Origin of the sequence: Staphylococcus pseudoxylosus (genome assembly GCF_044794325.1) — a bacterium.
Classification (GTDB): Bacteria; Bacillota; Bacilli; order Staphylococcales; family Staphylococcaceae; genus Staphylococcus; species Staphylococcus pseudoxylosus.
The window spans coordinates 498788-517064 of record NZ_CP085024.1 but is presented as its reverse complement, the minus strand read 5'-3'; the positions used below and the strand labels follow the sequence as shown (position 1 = coordinate 517064).

The following is an 18277-nucleotide window of genomic DNA, read 5'->3' as shown; positions in this document are numbered from 1 at the left end:
ATAACAAACTCAGCAATAATTTTAGCAAAAGGAACTATATCATTAATTAACTGTGACATTTTTGAAATTCATGAAGACCCTACCATATATTGTCAGATTCAGTATGATAATTTTCATTCAACATCATAGACATATACAATTCATCAAAAAAATGACCATCCATATAAACAGAACTATGTTTAATTCCTTCAATCTTAAAACCTATTTTTTCATAAAAATTTACAGCGGGTTTATTAGTAGTAATCACTGTTAACTCCAACCTTCTGAGGCCTTTGCGTTTAGCCCATTTAAAAGTTTCATCAAACATTTGCGTTGCTAAACCTTGTTGTTGTAAATCATTGATTAATCCAGTAACGATATAACCAATATGTCTTACCTTTGCTAACGTACTAATATGTACTGATAAATAACCAAAGATTTGGTTATTTTCCGATTTAACACCAATATAAAAATTGTGTTTTATGTCATCTACAAAACGTGCTTTATCGAAATTTCTTTCTTCTGGTAAATAGAGCATATATTGGGACTCTTCATCAATTTTTCTCATACAATCATAAAGCGCTTCCGCTTCATTTGGACAAATTCTTTCAATTCGCATAAACATCCCCCTTAGCACTATGAATTTTACTTCTCATACATTATTAAATATAATTATGACAGTTTTTATCAAATTTTCCACTCTTTTATGATGAGCAATTTAATTTCTAGAAAAGCACAAAAAAGCTGAGACATAATTAATGTCCCAGCTCTTTCATAATTTTTGCTTAATCGGTTTCAAACATATAGGAAACCCCGTAGAAGTTCATATCTTATTCATACAAGATTCTATGGAAAAGTGCTTATCAAATTTTAGTTATCTAAACTTTGATACATTAAGTTCAATTGATGTTCAAATTGTTGCATATCAATGAAACGACCTTGACGATGCATCTCTTTTCCATCTAGATATATCAAATCTACTGGTACAGTAAAGATAGATAATTCACCTGCTATCTCTTCTAACTCGCTTTGATTAACAATCCCCAACGGTACGTTAGGAAAGTCCTTTACTATGTCAGCTATCTGTGGCAATACTGCATGACACACACTACAATTGTCCCTCATAATGTGTATGACAGCCAATGGGTGTCGAGCTATAAAGTCATGAAATGACTCTATCGTTGTCAATGTTTGGTGCACGATTGAACACCACCTTTATTTTAATAAATTGAATATCATTATGCCGTGTTTCTCTATAATGTAGCAAACTTTTTGCTTACCTATCGTACCATACATATGCTCATTCAAATGTCTCAATACACTAATACTATTCTCGCAATATACTTTGAAAAACTTCTGGTAATTTTGTCACCTTTTGCTTTTGTAGGTCAAAAAAAGTACCATTTTGATGGCCTAAACAATGTACTTTGTCCTCAGACACAATCTCAAACTCAAATTCCCAACGCAATTTGCTCGCTTTTACAATGTAGCAACGTCCTATTGGTTTATCATGTATCGTTATAGGCGTTTTGTATTCTGCCTCTGTTTTCATTAATATTGGTGAAATATGTTGATTCATCATATCAGAATAAGGCATATATTGATTTATAAAATCCGTACGTAAATCTTCAAACCACCTGATATATACTATGTTACTTACGATACCCATCGCATCTATATCGTAACCATTCACTTCTATCGCTTTTTCTGACACTAATTTTCTAATGGTCATGACTCATTACGCTCCTTATATAATTACGTAGAATGCTACAACTCAATATTAGAAATAGATTAATACGCAATTTCACCAATATAAACTTCATCTGTAATACATTACTTCAATGCAAACATAATCATAGTTCTTAGTTTATTTCTATTTATCCTGTATCATTTCAGGAAGCAATTGTTGAATACGCGTTCTTGTTGCCTGTGTGTAACCTTGTAATCCACCTGTGTGAATAAATAAAATGTTATTTTGATTGACGTAGCTACCAGCTTTAATTTCTTCTACTAAACCTCTAAAGGCTTTCCCTGTGTAGGTTGGGTCTAAAATAATTCCTTCTTGTTGGGCAATATCTATATAAAATTGCAATTCTTCATCTGTTGCTTGTCCATAACCAAGACCAATATAACCATCATTGATAGCTATCGTATCAAATGACGCTATACTATTATCTAAATGAGTTAATATATCGATTATTTTTGTTTTAAATTCATACGCACTTTGAGTGACTGCGTATCCTGTAATATTTTTGTTTAAATCGCGGCTTATATTACCGTACCAAAGACCTGCATAAGTTCCTCCAGAACCAACGGCTAAATTAATTGAATCGAATTGGACGTCCATATCTGTTTCTTGTTCAACAATCTCATTAAAAGCGTTGATATAACCATGTGATCCTATCCAATCAGAAGCGCCTGACGGTATAGCAAATGGCCGTCTCCCTTGTTTTTCTAATTCAGTTTGTAATGCTTCCATTGCTTCTTCTCTTGAAGCTGATGGCTCAATGATGTGAATATGTGCCCCCAACATTGCATCTAAAAATAGATTTCCTTCAAACTCTGCCAAGTTACCTCGAAGTACTAAATGACATGTTATGTTGAATTGTGCACATAATGCAGCGGTCGCTCTTGCGTGATTTGATGTAATGGCTCCCGTTGTGATTACTGTATCATAGCCATTATCCAAGACATATTGCAAGGTATATTCTAATTTACGCACCTTGTTACCAGAAATCTCAGTTCCAGTATAGTCATCTCTTTTAATATAAATATTTTTACCTAAAGTCTCACTTAACTGTTCTAATTTATGAATAGGTGTTTTCAAATTAGCTACATTTAATTTGTTTTGTAACATTTTTCTTTCCTCCTTTAGTTATATTTGCTTATGGCTCTGGTATAAAAACAGTTGCTTCGCTATTTTCCGGGTAATAAAAACCATTAGGTACTGTTTGTAACTCAATTAAACTGCCCCATGGTGTTTTAATATATACTGTTTGATTACCTGCCGTATCTTCATATCTTGTATTAGCATGTGGTTCAGATACCGGTATACCTCCAGCTTGCTTAACTTGCGCTAGTGCATGATCAAAGTTATCTACATAAAATGAAATATGTGTAAATCCTATATCCTGTAAAGACGTCGGTTTATTTTGTGTAGCATATTTAAATTCAAACATCTCTATATTAGGGCCATTATTAAATACCATCATTCTTTTTTTTATAATTACTGCCCCTTCTTCAATATTTAACACATGTTCAACTTGTGCCCCCCCTCGCGGCTCGTCTGCTTTAGTCTGGCTATCATACGCAATTTTACCGTTTAAAGCTTCTTTAAAAAAATGAGTAGCACGTTCAATGTCAGGAACTGTTAATCCTATATGGTTAATGCCTCTAGTAAGTTCCATATACTCCCTCCTAATAACAAATTATCTTTGTTGCTGCTCAAATTGCTTTTTAAGTAGGACATATCTGTTCATATCTCTATAATTTTCACCATCAAAGATGTCTTCTACGTCTGTTGCTAGAAAAGTAAATCCTGCTTTTTCAGCCACTTTATTACTGGCTATATTTCTAACATCAGCTTTAATTATAAGTTTGTTAAGAGATAACGTATCAAACGCAAAGTGACATAAATGATTAACACAATTTGTTACTATGTTTTTACCCGTAAATCCTTCAGCTATCCAATAACCTACTTCAGCTTTATTATTACTATCTATTTTATGTAAATCAACAGTACCTATCAGTGTTGTTTCATAGTAAATTAAAAACAATCTCGCTTTATTGTCCGCATGTTGCTGAATCATCATTTTTAAATATGCACGTTCATCTTCAAGCGTCACATCGTCTGTTATAAAATCTAAAAATGGTGCCAAGTGTGTAAAGTTATTTTTAATGGTTCTATATAGTGGTTCCGCCATATTTAATTCTGGTGGTACTAATGATACTTTCGGCATTACATTCATCGTTGGTTTATATTTCATTTTTATCACCCGTTACTTTCTCTTTTCTTAATTCTAATGATATTTACAATTTCAGAATATTTCAACACTTTTATTTTTATGTAAATTCCTGGCATGATAAAAAAGCTCGAGACATATTGTATTATGTCTCGAGCTCTCCTTGTTTTGATTTTATATTTTATTATTTTTGACTAATTTTCATAATTACTTCATCAATAGATACATTTTTTGTATCGGCTGTTTCAATGGTACGATCTTCTAAATTTGTTACGATTAAAGGTGTTACGATACTTGGTGCATTAGACTTAATATAGTCTAAATCAACCTTCATAAGCGGTTGACCTTTCTTAATCGTATCTCCAGTATTCACAAGACTTTCAAAGCCTTCACCATTTAACTTAACTGTATCGATGCCGATATGAATCAATAATTCTATGCCTTGTTCAGATTCTAAGCCAATAGCATGTTTTGTCGGGAAGATTGTTTTAACAGTTCCATCAAATGGTGCTACAATTTCTCCATCTTCTGGAATAAAACCTACACCATCTCCCATCATTTTTTGAGCAAATACTTGATCAGGCACTTCTGATAAAGGAATAAGTTGCCCTTTACCCGGAGCATAGATTTCTGTATCTGAGACTTTATTTAATTGAACAGTATTTTCCTCATCTTCTTCAGTAATTGTAGTCTCACTAGGTTTTGTGATTTCACCTTTCATAATTAAGGACATATCATGTTTGATTTGATCAGATTTAGGTCCAAAGATTGCTTGCATATTATTACCTACTTCAAGTACACCTGAAGCACCTAATGCTTTTAATTCTGCAGTATCCACTTTACTTTTATCTGCTACTTCAACACGCAATCTCGTAATACATGCATCAAGGTGTTTGATATTTTCTTCTCCACCCATTGCTTTTAAGACATTAAACGGTAATTCGCTTGCAGATGAATTCGAAGCTTGCGCTTGTTTATCTTCGCGACCTGGTGTTTTGTATTTAAATTTAAGGATAAAGTATCGGAATACAAAGTAGTAAATCACTGCGTAGACAAGCCCCACAGGAATGACTAGCCACCATTGCGTTTTATTAGGTAAGACGCCCAACAAGACATAATCGATAAATCCGCCTGAGAAAGTATAGCCTAAATGTACATCTAGTAAATATAAAGTTAAGAAAGATAAACCATCAAGTATTGCATGAATTAAAAATAGTAATGGCGCTACAAATAAGAATGAAAATTCTAATGGTTCTGTAATACCTGTTAAGAAAGAAGTTAAAGCTGCTGACCCCATTAACCCAGCTACTACTTTTTTATTTTCAGGCTTTGCTGTGTGGTAAATTGCTAAAGCTGCTGCTGGGAGACCAAACATCATAACTGGAAATTCTCCTTGCATAAATTTACCAGCAGTTAAATTACTACCTTCTTTAATTTGTTCAATAAAGATACGTTGGTCACCGTGTATTATTTCGCCAGCTGCATTTTTCCAAGCGCCAAATTCAAACCAAAACGGTGCATGGAAAATATGATGCAAACCAAATGGAATCAACAAACGTTTAATAAATCCAAATAAGAAAACTGCGACCCCTGTATTTGAATCTAACAAACCTTCACTAAACGCGTTTAAGCCAGTTTGAATACTTGGCCATATTAATGCCATTGGGAACGCTAATACAAATGAAGTGGTTGCCATCATAATAGGTACAAAACGTTTACCGGCAAAGAAACCTAAGTATGACGGTAGCGAAATGTTATAGAACTTGTTATAACACCACGCTGCTAATGCCCCAATAATAATACCGCCAAATACACCCGTTTGTAATGTAGGAATTCCTAAGACACTTGCATAACCACTTGCTGCGTCGTTGACGTTGTCTGGCGTCACATGTAAAAATGCCCCCATCGTTTTATTCATAATAACATAGCCGACAAATGCTGCAATTGCTGCAACACCATCTCCACCAGCTAAACCTATCGCAACACCCAAAGCAAATATCATTGGTAAATTATCAAATATACTACTTCCGGCACCTGCCATCATTTCGGCTACACTTTGCACACCTGCATTTTGAATAAATGGCAGGTAGTGTTGTAGTTCCTCACCCTGTATAGCTGTACCTATTGCCAGTAATAGCCCGGCAGCAGGTAAAATAGCGACTGGTAACATTAAAGCTTTACCTATACGCTGAAGCTGTCCGAATAGCTTTTTAAACATATAAAAACATCCCTTCCAAAAATATAATTTGATCGCTATTAATGCGCAAAAAAAGGCATGAGCAAACAGACTATTCCCTATAGTCTTTCTGTTTGCTCATGCCTGCTTAACCAGTAACACGCAAAGTAACGATATGTTTTTTTACATTATATAACGCTTTCATAAAATATACAATATAAACTTTAAATTTTAATTTATATAAACTTATACAATTGCACCAAATAACTCACATTAATAGCCAACTATAAGCGCAATGGACATACCAATACAACAGATAATAATCCAAGCTAAAATAATCTTCCAAGCAAACTTCAACCATTGCGTATAAGTTATTTTACCTACCGCTAAGGCTCCCATCAAAATAGCTGAAGTTGGAAATAATACATTACTAATTGCGTCACCGTATTGGAATGCTAATACGGTAATTTGTCTATTAATATCTAACAAATCAGAAATAGGTACCATTAAAGGCATTGTAGTTAAGGCTTGACCAGATCCTGAGGGTATAAAGAAATTAAGCATAAACTGTAATATAAACATAGCAATAATGACAAAAGAAGATGGTACATCGGCAAGTAATGTTGTCATCCCATGTACAATACTATCAATAACTTGACCATTTTCTAGAATAACAATAATACCTTTTGCAAATCCAACTATCATAGCACCAAACAGTATATCTTTCATGCCATCAATCATTGCATCAAATGTGCCATTTAACCCCAGGCCACCGATGAAACCAGCAAGTAAACCCGCGAGTATAAAGTTAGCGCTCATTTCATTAAATGACCAACCATACGTAAATATGCCATATACATTTAATATGATGACCACGACTATTAACCCTAAACCAACTGCTTGTCGTTTTGTAAAACGTTTTGCTTCTATTACACTATTTTCGTGACTTTCAACTTGTTCTAATTCGTATACTAAAGATTTAGACATATCGCGTTTTACAGCACGCGCATATAACATGACTGAAGTAATTGCAGCAATTAGAATAAATATATAAATCATAGTACGTAGACCCCACCCCGAAAACATTGGTAATTCTGCCACTGTTTGTGCTACTCCTACAGTAAAGGGGTTTAACATGCCACCTATAAAGCCACTTGCCGCTCCTAAAATAACCATTGCTGCACCAGTCAGCGCATCATAACCTAGTGTACGTGCGATAATAATACCAATAGGAACAAAGATAATCGTTTCTTCTGCTAATCCTATTGAGAAACCTAATATCGAAAAAATTGTCATAGTTAAAGGGATCATTAGCACTTTGTATGAACCTAGTGTTTGCATCGCTTTATTTACACCATTTTCAAATGCGCCAGTTTTATGTACAATCCCAAACGCGCCACCCACAAGAAAAATATAAAACACAATTTCTCCACCACTAATAAGTCCTTCTGGTATAGCTCTAAAAATATCAAAGAATGATACACCTTGTTGCTGAACTTGTTCATATGAACCTGATATAACTAAAGTCTGTCCATCTTTCTTCTCTCTTGCATACTCACCAGCAGGAATTAAATACGTCAGTATACTAGAAAAGATGATAATAAAGAGTAACAATGCATACGTATGCGGTGTTTTAAATTGATTATTTTTAAATATTTTTTTAATCATTTTTACATCCTCTCCATTTTAACTACATTATGCTATAAAATAATCAATGCACTATTAAGTCCCAAGTGTTATTGATGCATAATGCATACTTTCCTTTTTTTATCTGAAAATTTAGTTAACTCTATTATTCCATAGTCTGGGTTTTTATCAATATCTTAATACATAAAAAAAGAGCGAGACACAAACCAAAAGTTACTTTGATTTCGTGTGCTCGCTCTGTAAAGATACTTATTTCGTTTATCTTTGCCGACTATCTTTCAATAAAATATCTCATCACCTTATATTATTAGGAAATATTTTAAAGCTCTATCTATAGCGACTAACGCCTCATCGTTATTTTAGAAGAAACGTTTTACTGCTGTTGACATTGGTGGCAATTCATCCAAGTCTAATTTTTTATCTTCAGTAATAGATCTAAACGCCCATTTACCATAGTTAATTGCCTCTTCATTTACAATTTTACCTGGTAATGGTGCTGCATTTTCATCTACATAAACATTAACAATCGTTGGTTTATTTTCAGCCATAGCCGCTTCAACGACTTCATCAATTCTGTTTGGATCTTTAAGTGTATAACCAACTCCGCCACAACTTTCGGCAAATTTTTCTAAGTCAATATCAGTGAAGTTAATAGCATATTCTAACTCGCCAGCAGCTTGTTGTTCATATTTAATAAATGAAAGTTGTTCATTATTTAATACAAATAATGTCATTGGTAAGTCATACTGCACTGCAGTTGCAAAATCTTGCATGACCATGTCAAACGCACCATCGCCGATAATACCAACTACTTGACGATTTGGGTACTCACGTTTAGCAGCTATTGCAGTAGGTAACGCACAACCCATCGTACCTAACCAGCTAGAAATAATAAATTTATTATTCACTGTTAAGTTTAAATAACGCGTAGACCAAACAGTTGCTGTACCGACATCTATAGAGAAGATGGCATCGTCTGTTCTAACTTTATTAATAGCATCCATTAAACGTTCTGGTCTAATCGGTTTACTGTCATTAGCCATATCTTCAGCCATCCAAGCATCCCATGTGGCCTTTCTTTCTAACGTTTTATTTAAGAAGTCGCGATCCGTAACATGCTTAGCCATATCAGTTAATTGTAGTAATGCTAGTTTACTATCGCCAAGAATGCCCACGTTAACATCAAAACGGTGTCCAATGTTTTCTGGATTTGTATCAATTTGTATTGCTTTGATATTTTTCTTTGGTAAATAATCTACATAAGGATAATTAGTACCAACCATAATTAATAAATCCGCATCTTGCATCGTTTGATATGCTGTTTTAGTACCTATTTTACCAAGGTTCCCTATATTATAAGGGTGTGCGTCAGGTAGAACTGTTTTTGCTGGTAATGTTACAATCGTTGGTATCTTAAATGCTTCTATAAATTCACGGACTTCATCTTTTGCATGCTGTGCACCAGTACCAAGTAATACTACTGGCTTTTTACTTTTATTAATGAATTTAGCCGCTTTCTTTATAGTATTTGGTTTTGGTGCTACACGAGCTGGTGGCGCAGTATCTACTTTTTGATTAGTCGTGTCTTTAACTTTGCGCGTCAATAAGTTATTAGGCAAGATTAAGACAGATACACCTTTTTTCTCGTAAGCTGTACGTATTGCTTCATTTACAATTCCAAAGATATCTTTATCATTTTCAGTTACTTGATGTTTGTATACTGCGACATCATCAACCATTTTATTAACATCTGTTTCTTGGAAAGCTTTTGTTCCTAAAGCAGTACTATCTGTTTGACCTGCTAAGATTAATTGTGGCACATTATCCATTTTTGCATCATACATTCCATTTAGTAAGTGAATAACACCCGGGCCACCGATACTTAATGCGACACCAATTTTACCTGTTAGTTTTGTATAGCCAGCAGCAGCTAAACTTGCAACTTCTTCATGACGAACATGAACAAACTCAATATTATCTCTTTCCGTTCTTAAACTATCAACTACTGCATCAATTGAATCACCAGGAATACCATATAAGTGATCAATATCCCATGCTTGTAATGCTTTCACTAATGCTTCATTCGCTTTAATTTTTGCCATTATCAAAATAGCTCCTTTCAATATTCAAGTTGATTTCCCATAATTTTAATTAACTTCGTAATCTATTATCACTAAACGGGATTCATTTAGTATAAGAAAAGGATCAGAATAGGCAAGATGATTGAACTTAGAACTGCTGTTAGTATCATTCCTATAGAACTAAATGCACCAGATTCTAAATCAATTTCTAATGCTTGCGCAGTACCAAAAGCATGTGAAGCATTTCCGTAAGTTAAACCTTTCGCAATTGAGGTTTTAAATTTACCTAATCTCAATAAATAAGATCCTAAAATACTACCAATCAATCCAGTAGTTACAATAAACATAACCGTAATAGTATCGATACCACCAAGTTGATGTGACACTTCTATGCCTACCGCAGCCGTCATCGACCTTGGTAACATTGTCACGATCACTTCTTTTGAGTATCCTAAGATTTTTAATACACTATATACGAATATGAAATTTAGCATCACTGCTGTCAGCACGCTACTAAAAATAATACTCGCATTTTGTAGTATTTTATGGCGATTTTGATAAAGTGGAAATGCTAAACAAACAACCGTGCAATTCAATAAATAATTAATCCATTTTCCGCCAGTCATATAATCTTGATAATCTTCATTCAATAATAGAAGTACAATAATAATTCCTATAGACGATATTAATGCCGGGTTTAAAAATGGCGTTTTATATTTTACCTGTAATTTTTTGGCACCTATAAACATAGCTAGTGTTAAAACAATCATTAAAAAGCCTTTTAAAAATATCATCTAATTTTGTCCATTCCCGTATCGCGCAGTTTTAACCATTTTCTCAGCTATAAAACCAGAAATTAATGCGACACAACATGTTCCTAAAATAATCATTGAAAAGAATAGGATAAAATTCAAGTTAATATCAGACACGACATCCATAACACCAACTACTGATGGTACAAAGAAAAACACCATCGTCGTAAGGAAAAAGTTAGAGCCCTCACTGACCCATTTTGACGGAATTATTTTAAACTGTAATAACAGGAAAAATACAAGTAATCCTACAATGCTACCTGCAATTGGTATATGCAATACACTCTGAATTACATTGCCAATATAAGTAATCCCTATAATTAATAATACTTGCAGTAAAACTTTTGATACCTTCTTTGATATTTGCAATATTCATCATCCTTTATTGCATTATTATTTTAAACTTTATTGATTACATCTCTTAGTATAAGACCCTTAATCATATAATAAAAATATTGATTTTTAATATTACTTATTACTTTTATGAATGGAAGCGATTTACTTAATTATATTTATCTATGAATATTCCAAATTAATTAATTTTATCAGGACCTGGAAATATGGTTATAAGCACTTAAATTTTTATTTGATAGACTATTCTTTTTAAATCAAAAAAAGAGCGAGACAACGAAAACATAATGTACAAAATTGTTTTCGTCTCCTCGCCTACTATGAACAATGTCTTTTAAAATGACACAATGCTTTATAAACGTTCTTTCATAAATTCAATCCATTTTCTTGTTGCGTGACTAAGATATTTATCTCTCTTCCAAATAACACCCAATTCCCAACGCATGCCTGGATCATCAATTGTAATATTTTTAAAGCTACCGTCTAATAAATTCACAATATTTTCTGGTAATATGCTTACGCCTAAATGTGCACTTAATAAATTCTCTATAAAATTCCATTGCGAAATTTTAGATATTGTTTTCGGTACATAACCAGCGTTTTTTGCCGCTTCAATAATTTTATCATTTAGATAAAAGTCCTCATTAAACAGGATAAAATCTTCATCCTTCAACATAGCCATATTAATCTGTTCTCTATTCGCTAGTCTATGTTCTTTATTTACTACTAATTTTAAGTCTTCTTGATAAAGTGGTATAGAGTGAAAAATATCTTGGTCTACAGGTATCGTTGTAATACCAATATCAATTTCGTCATTGATTAATTGTGTCTCAATCATTTTGCCACCTTTTTCAACAAGATTGTAGGTCACGTTCGGGTATTCCTGATGAAACTCACCTAAAATATGTATAAACTTATTCATGTTCATTACTGCTGATAATCCAATACTTATATGACCGGTTTCTAATCCCAACAAGCTATTAATTTCTTTTGGTAAGTCTTTATATAAAGTCAAAATTTCTTTGCATTTTTTATAAAATACTTTTCCAGCATCAGTTAATACGAGTTGTCTCTTACTACGATCAAAAAAAGTCATATCAAGTTCTTTTTCTAAGTCTTTTATTGCTTTGCTAATCGTAGGCTGAGCAATATATAGTGATTTTGAAGCGTTAGTCATTCCTTTTTGATCTACGACTTCGACAAAATATTTCATATGTTTAATATCCATATGTTTACACCTCTACTTGAAACATAATTAATACTGTACAGTATACGTAGAATTTCTAATAATTCAATCATATACTATAATAGTCATTCACAAACTGCCAGTATAAAATCAGAGCGGAACACCTATAATGTCCCACTCCTTCAAAAATTTACAGCTATTGTATTTATGCTTTATGCTAAATTTGTATCATTTGATTGAGCGTGTTCCGATTGTTCACCCTCTGATTCATCTAAACCGATAATTTTAAAACCGATATAACCAAATATAATCGAAATGATTGGTACAGTATAATTTAAAATTGCAAACGGTGCATATTCTACCACTGAAACACCTAAAGTTGATGCAATAAAGACACCACATGTATTCCAAGGTACGAACACAGATGTCAATGTACCACCATCTTCTAGGGCTCTAGATAGATTTTTCGGATGCAGTTTCTTATCTTTAAACGTATTTATGTACATGCGCGATGGCACAATAATTGATATATATTGTTCAGAACAAGTAAAGTTTGTTCCAATACACGATACAATAACGGACGCAATCAATGATCCCGTAGATTTAGCCACTTTTAAAATAACAGCAATTAACGCTGTGAGCATACCAGAATATTCTAGGACACCGCCAAAGGTCATTGCGACAAGTGTCAGTGATATCGTATAGAACATTGATTCTAATCCACCACGATTGAACAATTCATCTACTAATTTATTGCCTGAATCAATTGTATAACCCGTTTGTAGAGCTGTAAGTGCTTCTGTAATAGAACCACCTTGTAAAAATATCTGTGCAAAGAACCCTAATATAATACCTACACAAATTGCTGGTATGGCAGGCACTTTCACTACAACGAGTGCAATTACAATAATTGGTATAAGTAATAGCCATGGTGTAATTAAAAAATTATCTTGCATCGTCGCAAGAATATCTTTTATGTTTTTTGCGTCAAAATTTCTTCCACCAAAGCGTTGTCCTATAAAGAAAAAAGCAATTAATGAAATAACTAATGCTGGCATCGTCGTATAAAACATATGCTTTATATGTTCAAACAAGTCAACACCCGTTAATCCAGAAGCTAAGTTCGTAGTGTCCGATAGTGGGCTCATCTTATCACCAAAGTATGACCCACAAATCACTGCACCAGCAACCATACCGGGTGATATACCCATACTTATGCCAATGCCCATCGATGCGACCCCCACAGTCGCCATTGTTGACCAACTACTGCCTATAGCTAAAGCTACAATGCCACATAAAATAATAACAACTGCTAAAAAGTATCTTGGGTCTATCAGTTGTAATCCATAGTAAATCATTGTAGCGACTACACCACTACCTATCCACGATCCTATTACTAATCCTACAAGTATGATGATTACGATTGCTGGTAAAGCATGACGAATCCCCTTATACATCATTTCTTCAACTTCACTAAATTCGTAACCGTGTAACATTGTAATTAGTATCGCTACAGCTGTTCCTATTAATAAAGGAATATGTGGTTCCTTTTCTAGTACTGCAACTGTAAAAAGCATTGCTGCAATCATCGTCACTAACGTAACGATTGCCGACACAAAACCTAACGGCTTTTTCACCTTGTGCTTACTACTATTGTCTTTAGTGTTTCTACTAAAAATAATAGCCACCTCCTTTGTTAGTTAAATCATACTCAAGTTGAGAAACACTTTCAATACTTCCTTCATCATTTAAATTTCTATTTAATTTTAATTTTTATATTTGATGAATTGCATTTATTAAAATTAAAAAATATAAACTACATTTTTTCTTTAAGTATTTGTTAAGGCGAATTACAATTGTGTAGCATATATTTCAAACATATTAAAGTTATTTGTAATAATAGTTTATCTTATTGTACTTTTCACTCTAGCTACTTATGATAAATATATAATTTTAAAAATGGCTGGAGTAATGTATGAATATTAAAAAAACCATAGCAAACATATTTATTGCGACTACGATTCTTATAACTGGAGTAACAACTTTCCAAACAACGTATGAAAATCAAACTGCTAATGCAGCAGTTAATTATTATAATAAAAATCAATGTACATGGTATGTATTTAATAAAAGAGCGAGCGTGGGTAAACCTGTCCCCAATAGTTGGGGCAATGCTAAACATTGGTATTACAAAGCAAAAAATAGTGGCTATCGTGTAGGTAGAGCGCCTGCGAAGCGAGCAGTAATGCAATCAACTGTTGGTACATATGGACATGTTGCTTATGTAGAAACTGTTTATAAAAATGGCAGTATTAAAGTATCCGAATATAATTACAATCGTCCTCTAGCTTATGGCACAAGAATATTAAGTAAATCAGCAGCTGCCAAATATAACTATATCTATTAAGCACTGCGTAAGATCATTTTCTAAACAATTAACTATTCGCTTCTAAAAAAACGTTGATTTACAGCTTTTTGTTGCAAATCAACGTTTCTTTTTATTTTATTGAAATTGGTAGCTTTGGTGTCCTTTAGCAAATCCTTTAACTGTATAAATCCAAGAACCACCCTCATTTTCAATATCATTTGAACAAATAATCAATTGATCTGTTCCCGGTATAAACGCTGGGTGAGTCGATCTCAACATATGGCCAGAATCACGACCAGGAATCAATATTTGACCTATTGGATATCCTCTTTCGTTAAATACTAGAACTCTTCCTTGACCGTACATAGCAACATATAAATTATCATCACTATCTATACAACATGAATCTGGACCTTCATGCCCTGTGAAATAATAAGGGATAGAAGCACCAAAGGGAGCAATCGTAACACCGTCTTCTAATAACTCTATACGATGCAATCGATTTGCATTCGTTTCAGTAACCCAAAGTATTTTTTCATCAGTGCTAAGCGCAACACCATTCGCAACTGCAAGATTTTGTATCACAGGCGTGATTGACTTAAAGTCAGGCGAGACATAATACACGCCCCCCTTAGGATTTGTCGAATAACCTCTAAAATCCGTAAAATAAAATCCACCTTTACTATCAAATACTAAATCATCTACACAATATTCTGTTTCAATATCTGATACAATTTCCTGAATTTTATCGCCGCTTCCATCGACAGCGTAAATACCGCCTGAACTATCAAAATCACCTAAATAACATACAAATAAACGTCCGTCTTTATGTATTTTGACGGCTGCTGGGTTGTCTTTATGTGATTTTAATAATGGTGTGATTTTTTTATCGGGTAAAGTTACATGAAAAATAGTTCCCCCGAAGACTTCACAAAGTACTAAGTCACCATTTCTATCGAAGCAAAGTCCTTCAAGTTGTAATCCCCTATCAGAAATCTCTAACCATGGTTCAGCCGTAATGGTTTGTATACCTTGTTCATGAGCAAGAATAGGTACCTCACTTTTAGTATTTCTCGTATATGATAATCTAGGTAATTCTTTATTTTTCATTAATCATTTCCCCTTTCTTCACTTTCTTTATATTTAATTATATGGGAACCATTGTTTCAAATAAATCAATCATTTAAAAAACCGCTATCTTATTTATATAAAAACCTCTAAATGCATTAGAAAATACATTTAGAGGTTAGTTTATATTATTGTTTTTGTAATCTTAATTCTTCTAAGAGTTGTTGTGCAACTGCTGTATTAGCACGATCTTGTGTTTTTAAACGTTCTGCTACTTGAGCAATTTCTTCACCTTGTGCGCCTACTACAATTGCTAGCGATTTATATTGTAAACTCATATGACCTTGTTGGATACCTTCAGAAACCAAGGCACGACATGCAGCAAAATTTTGAGCTAACCCTACGGCAGCAACAACGTGACCCAATTCTTGGGCAGAATCAACATTCATTAATTCTAATGATGCTTTTGCGATTGGTAAAACTTTTGTACCGCCACCTACAGTAGCCAATGTCATAGGCACCTCAATCGTCCCAACAAGCACTTGTTTTTCTTCATTATAATGCCACGTAGCTAGACCACGATATTGACCGTCTTTACTTGCATATGCATGTGCTGTCGCTTCAGCACCACGAGTATCATTACCTGTCGCCAACACTACAGCGTGAATACCATTCATCACACCTTTATTATGTGTTGCCGCTCGATGTATATCAACTTGGGCTAATACAGATGCGCGTTCCATTCTTTTGGCAACCTCTTGACCATCGCGATTACCTTTTGATAATGCATCAACTGTGATTTCTCCTTGTACTTTAACGACAGATGCAGTGGCATGATTAGATAAAATACTCATCAATATATCAACATGCTCGACTTCATTTTTTAAATAGGCTGTTATACCTTCTAAGATGGTATTTAACATATTGGCGCCCATTGCATCTTTAGTATCTACGTAGACTTTTAATGACAATAAGCCTTCATTAGGAAATGCATCTATTTCAGTTTTACGAAAACCACCGCCACGCTCAATGATTGAAGGATATACTTCATCCGCAATACGTTTCATTTGCGGTTCAAGTTGTTGAAGACGTCGCTCTAAAACTGTTGTATCTGTCACGCCATCAAACACAATTTGACCAATCATTAAACGTTCACTAGAAATAACTTTAAAACCTCCAGTTTGATTTACAAGCTTTGCCCCGTAACTAGCTGCTGCAACTACTGAAGGTTCTTCTACCATCATTGGAACAACATATGATTTATCATCTACGTTGATTTCAGGCAATAAACCTACAGGTAAGGTCCCTTGTCCAATGACATTTTCAATAAGACTATTCGCAATCTCTTCTGAAATCAAAGGATGATTGAGTAACACATTTTTATTTTCTTCAGATAACCAACCTTTAATTACTAACTCCTCTAACTTTTCTGCTCTAGACAAATGACGAAATGCCTTACCTAATGGTTCCATTAGTTATTCTCCTTTTCAATTTGGATTGCAATTCCTAAACCGCCGCCGATACAAGCAGTTGCTATGCCTGATTGTTTCTCTTCTTGAGCTAAAATATTAACTAAAGTTGTAACCAAACGTGTGCCACTTGCACCAATAGGATGACCTAATGCAATCGCACCGCCATAGAGATTCAACTTATCTTCAGATATATTTAAATTATCCCTCACAGGTATACTTTGTGACGCAAATGCTTCTGTCATTTCTATTACGTCATAGTCATTGATGACTTTATCAGTCTTATCTAATAATTTTGTTACTGCATGATATGGCGCATAACCCATATACTCAGGATCACAACCAATTTCGGCATGCTCTCCTACTATTGCTAAAATGTCATAGCCTTCTTGTTTCGCATATTCAGCATCCATTAAAATGATTGTAGATGCACCGTCATTAATACTAGATGCATTCCCACCTGTTACGGTACCATCTTCTTTAAATATTGTTTTTAATGTACTTAATTTCTCAACACTACTATTTCCACGAATACCTTCATCCGTAGTCATCATTTCTCCATTTACATCTTCTAATGGAACGATTTCATTATTAAATTTACCAGCTTCTGTCGCTTGTTGTGCTTTGTGTTGAGATTCGTTAGCAAAATAATCCTGGGCTTCACGTGATACGTTGTACTTTTCAGCAATTTTTTCAGCTGTAATACCCATAGGTACGTTTAAAAATGCATCAGTAAGACCATCGTGCATAAAGCTATCTACAGGCGCTTCATCTTCATTAAGCACTAACTTAGGAGCGTTTGTCATACTTTCTACACCACCTACAGCTACTACTTTAGCTTCACCTAATTGGATTAATTGTTTTCCTAAAATAATAGACTTTAAGCCAGAGCCACACACTTCATTTATGGTCATAGCTGGTGTTGTATTTGGAACACCAGCATGGATTGCTATTTGACGAGCAGGATTTTGACCACTGCCACTTTGTAATACATTACCGTAGATAACTTGTTCTACTTTCTGTGGATCTATGTTAATTGCCTTCATAGCAGCTTCTAATGTCTTTGTTCCAAGTTCAACTGCTGAATATTTACTTAATTTTCCTCTGAATCTTCCTATTGGTGTACGTTTTGCACTTACGATTGCTACTTTATTCATTATTATTCTCCTTTATAGCTC

At 34.0% G+C, this 18277-nt stretch carries 17 protein-coding genes; 1 reads left to right on the top strand and 16 read right to left on the bottom strand.

All coding sequences use genetic code 11. The annotated features are described in order from the left end of the window. Positions 1–79: 79 nt before the first annotated feature. The 13 genes from LG295_RS02270 to nhaC all read right to left on the bottom strand — a co-directional run bounded on the left by LG295_RS02270 (position 80) and on the right by nhaC (position 13783). On the bottom strand, positions 80–598 hold the full coding sequence (locus LG295_RS02270) for a GNAT family N-acetyltransferase (RefSeq protein WP_107529697.1): 519 nt from the start codon (positions 596–598) through the stop codon (positions 80–82). 251 nt (positions 599–849) lie between these two features. After that, positions 850–1179, bottom strand: a complete 330-nt coding sequence (locus tag LG295_RS02265) for a thioredoxin family protein (protein WP_107529696.1) — start codon at positions 1177–1179, stop codon at positions 850–852. A 127-nt stretch (positions 1180–1306) separates the two neighbouring features. Then, the gene (locus LG295_RS02260; RefSeq protein WP_107557683.1) at positions 1307–1711 is read right to left on the bottom strand and encodes a thioesterase family protein; all 405 of its coding nucleotides are present in this window, start codon (positions 1709–1711) and stop codon (positions 1307–1309) included. A 141-nt stretch (positions 1712–1852) separates the two neighbouring features. After that, complete coding sequence (locus LG295_RS02255) at positions 1853–2836, bottom strand: D-cysteine desulfhydrase family protein (RefSeq protein ID WP_404476273.1); 984 nt, start codon at positions 2834–2836, stop codon at positions 1853–1855. Positions 2837–2864: 28 nt separating this feature from the next. Next, positions 2865–3386, bottom strand: coding sequence for a VOC family protein (locus tag LG295_RS02250; RefSeq protein ID WP_404476271.1), 522 nt, complete (start codon positions 3384–3386; stop codon positions 2865–2867). A gap of 21 nt (positions 3387–3407) precedes the next feature. Next, positions 3408–3965 carry a GNAT family protein gene (locus LG295_RS02245; RefSeq protein WP_318832609.1) on the bottom strand — a complete coding sequence of 186 codons (558 nt, stop codon included), beginning with the start codon at positions 3963–3965 and terminating at the stop codon, positions 3408–3410. A 160-nt stretch (positions 3966–4125) separates the two neighbouring features. After that, positions 4126–6159, bottom strand: a complete 2034-nt coding sequence (gene ptsG, locus LG295_RS02240) for a glucose-specific PTS transporter subunit IIBC (protein WP_318832608.1) — start codon at positions 6157–6159, stop codon at positions 4126–4128. Between the two features lie 231 nt (positions 6160–6390). After that, positions 6391–7785: a YfcC family protein gene (locus tag LG295_RS02235; RefSeq protein ID WP_107529690.1), complete on the bottom strand. Its 1395-nt coding sequence runs from the start codon at positions 7783–7785 to the stop codon at positions 6391–6393. A 338-nt stretch (positions 7786–8123) separates the two neighbouring features. Further along, positions 8124–9866 carry a pyruvate oxidase gene (locus LG295_RS02230; RefSeq protein ID WP_107529689.1) on the bottom strand — a complete coding sequence of 581 codons (1743 nt, stop codon included), beginning with the start codon at positions 9864–9866 and terminating at the stop codon, positions 8124–8126. 86 nt (positions 9867–9952) lie between these two features. Beyond that, the gene (locus LG295_RS02225; RefSeq protein ID WP_107529688.1) at positions 9953–10639 is read right to left on the bottom strand and encodes an LrgB family protein; all 687 of its coding nucleotides are present in this window, start codon (positions 10637–10639) and stop codon (positions 9953–9955) included. Further along, positions 10640–11026, bottom strand: a complete 387-nt coding sequence (locus LG295_RS02220) for a CidA/LrgA family protein (RefSeq protein ID WP_107529687.1) — start codon at positions 11024–11026, stop codon at positions 10640–10642. Positions 11027–11360: 334 nt separating this feature from the next. Next, entirely contained in the window at positions 11361–12236 is an 876-nt protein-coding gene (cidR, locus tag LG295_RS02215; protein ID WP_107529686.1) for a cidABC operon transcriptional activator CidR, read from the bottom strand. Between the two features lie 170 nt (positions 12237–12406). After that, complete coding sequence (gene nhaC, locus LG295_RS02210; RefSeq protein WP_404476832.1) at positions 12407–13783, bottom strand: Na+/H+ antiporter NhaC; 1377 nt, start codon at positions 13781–13783, stop codon at positions 12407–12409. 386 nt (positions 13784–14169) lie between these two features. Here nhaC and LG295_RS02205 point away from each other — a divergent pair, with 386 nt between their 5' ends. Next, on the top strand, positions 14170–14601 hold the full coding sequence (locus LG295_RS02205; protein WP_107557689.1) for a CHAP domain-containing protein: 432 nt from the start codon (positions 14170–14172) through the stop codon (positions 14599–14601). 96 nt (positions 14602–14697) lie between these two features. Here LG295_RS02205 and LG295_RS02200 read toward each other — a convergent pair whose 3' ends face one another. The 3 genes from LG295_RS02200 to LG295_RS02190 all read right to left on the bottom strand — a co-directional run bounded on the left by LG295_RS02200 (position 14698) and on the right by LG295_RS02190 (position 18256). Continuing rightward, entirely contained in the window at positions 14698–15672 is a 975-nt protein-coding gene (locus LG295_RS02200; RefSeq protein WP_326020759.1) for an SMP-30/gluconolactonase/LRE family protein, read from the bottom strand. Positions 15673–15818: 146 nt separating this feature from the next. Then, positions 15819–17102, bottom strand: coding sequence for a hydroxymethylglutaryl-CoA reductase, degradative (locus tag LG295_RS02195; RefSeq protein ID WP_318832607.1), 1284 nt, complete (start codon positions 17100–17102; stop codon positions 15819–15821). Further along, entirely contained in the window at positions 17102–18256 is a 1155-nt protein-coding gene (locus LG295_RS02190; protein ID WP_318832606.1) for a thiolase family protein, read from the bottom strand. The genes LG295_RS02195 and LG295_RS02190 overlap by 1 nt, the downstream gene beginning before the upstream one ends. Positions 18257–18277: the final 21 nt, after the last annotated feature.

Coding starts and splice junctions, on each gene's coding strand:
- cidR (WP_107529686.1), bottom strand. CDS start 12,236: ATGGATATTAAACATATGAAATATTTTGTCGAAGTCGTAGATCAAAAA.
- LG295_RS02235 (WP_107529690.1), bottom strand. CDS start 7,785: ATGATTAAAAAAATATTTAAAAATAATCAATTTAAAACACCGCATACG.
- LG295_RS02270 (WP_107529697.1), bottom strand. CDS start 598: ATGCGAATTGAAAGAATTTGTCCAAATGAAGCGGAAGCGCTTTATGAT.
- LG295_RS02205 (WP_107557689.1), top strand. CDS start 14,170: ATGAATATTAAAAAAACCATAGCAAACATATTTATTGCGACTACGATT.
- LG295_RS02230 (WP_107529689.1), bottom strand. CDS start 9,866: ATGGCAAAAATTAAAGCGAATGAAGCATTAGTGAAAGCATTACAAGCA.
- LG295_RS02195 (WP_318832607.1), bottom strand. CDS start 17,102: ATGGAACCATTAGGTAAGGCATTTCGTCATTTGTCTAGAGCAGAAAAG.
- LG295_RS02255 (WP_404476273.1), bottom strand. CDS start 2,836: ATGTTACAAAACAAATTAAATGTAGCTAATTTGAAAACACCTATTCAT.
- LG295_RS02200 (WP_326020759.1), bottom strand. CDS start 15,672: ATGAAAAATAAAGAATTACCTAGATTATCATATACGAGAAATACTAAA.
- LG295_RS02245 (WP_318832609.1), bottom strand. CDS start 3,965: ATGAAATATAAACCAACGATGAATGTAATGCCGAAAGTATCATTAGTA.
- nhaC (WP_404476832.1), bottom strand. CDS start 13,783: ATGATTGCAGCAATGCTTTTTACAGTTGCAGTACTAGAAAAGGAACCA.
- LG295_RS02190 (WP_318832606.1), bottom strand. CDS start 18,256: ATGAATAAAGTAGCAATCGTAAGTGCAAAACGTACACCAATAGGAAGA.
- ptsG (WP_318832608.1), bottom strand. CDS start 6,159: ATGTTTAAAAAGCTATTCGGACAGCTTCAGCGTATAGGTAAAGCTTTA.
- LG295_RS02260 (WP_107557683.1), bottom strand. CDS start 1,711: ATGACCATTAGAAAATTAGTGTCAGAAAAAGCGATAGAAGTGAATGGT.
- LG295_RS02250 (WP_404476271.1), bottom strand. CDS start 3,386: ATGGAACTTACTAGAGGCATTAACCATATAGGATTAACAGTTCCTGAC.
- LG295_RS02225 (WP_107529688.1), bottom strand. CDS start 10,639: ATGATATTTTTAAAAGGCTTTTTAATGATTGTTTTAACACTAGCTATG.